Here is a 961-nt window from a genome sequence, read left to right as displayed (position 1 = left end):
TATTGAGATTTTTCCTGTTTCAATGTACTCCATTTTGCCGAAGCTACTTTGGTTTATATAGCACTCCACAGGCTTAAATTCCCATTTAGCCAACGGTACATATATAAGTATCTATTTAACGTTAGATAATCTTATATTCTTTTGCATCTCTAAGATTATATGAAGCATTTGCATCTCTATCAAAACTATAACCACACATGCAATTATATACTCTATCTGAAAGCTTTAAGTCCTTTTTTACGCTTCCACATTTATTACAAAGTTTAGATGATGGATACCATCTACTCACTTGTCTTATTTCAATATTATTTTGATGTGATTTTGAAATAAGTTTATTTCTTAAGTCATACAATTTTTGCTTTTGTACAGCTTTATATAAATGCTTATTCTTAATCATATTAGAAATAGCTAAATCTTCTATAGTTATAAAAACTGGTTTGTTTTTCACTAGCTCTGAAACTATTTTATTATTATAATCATTTCTAATATTATATAATCTTTGATGGATTTTCTGTACCTTAACTACTTGCTTTTGGATATTTTGTCTAGTAGCTCCCTCCTTATTATTTTTATTTCTTATTTTTAAACTTTCATATTTCCTTGAAAGTTTTCTTTGTTCCCTTTTTAATTTTCTTTCTATTTTTTTAACTTTACTCGTTTTATTTATATTTTTAAATTTTATTCCATTGCTGCAAATAGCAGTATCTTTTATGCCTAAATCAATACCTATTCCACAAGAATAAGGTTTATCATTAGATTTTATATCTTCTTCAATTAAGATAGACACAAAATATCTATCTGCTTTTTGACTAACTGTCCCACTCTTTACAATAGAGTTAGTTGGTATATACCCATATTCTTTTAATCTCATCCACCCAATCGTTGGTATCTTAACTCTATGTCTTTCTATAGTCCAATCAGTTTTATTATTCTTAGGAAAATAAGCTTTAACATCTTTATT

The 961-nt window shown here is 26.8% G+C and carries 1 protein-coding gene; it reads right to left on the bottom strand.

The window, feature by feature from the left end; genetic code table 11:
• Window positions 1-121 precede the first annotated feature (121 nt).
• Window positions 122-961 (bottom strand): RNA-guided endonuclease InsQ/TnpB family protein (locus KQI36_RS17635; RefSeq protein WP_216452012.1); only part of this gene is annotated, 840 nt, incomplete at its 5' end.

The sequence above is a fragment of the Clostridium senegalense genome, assembly GCF_018916625.1.
Taxonomy (GTDB): Bacteria; Bacillota; Clostridia; order Clostridiales; family Clostridiaceae; genus Clostridium_J; species Clostridium_J senegalense.
The sequence above is the reverse complement of the archived record's forward strand: the minus strand, read 5'-3'. Positions and strand labels throughout refer to the sequence as shown.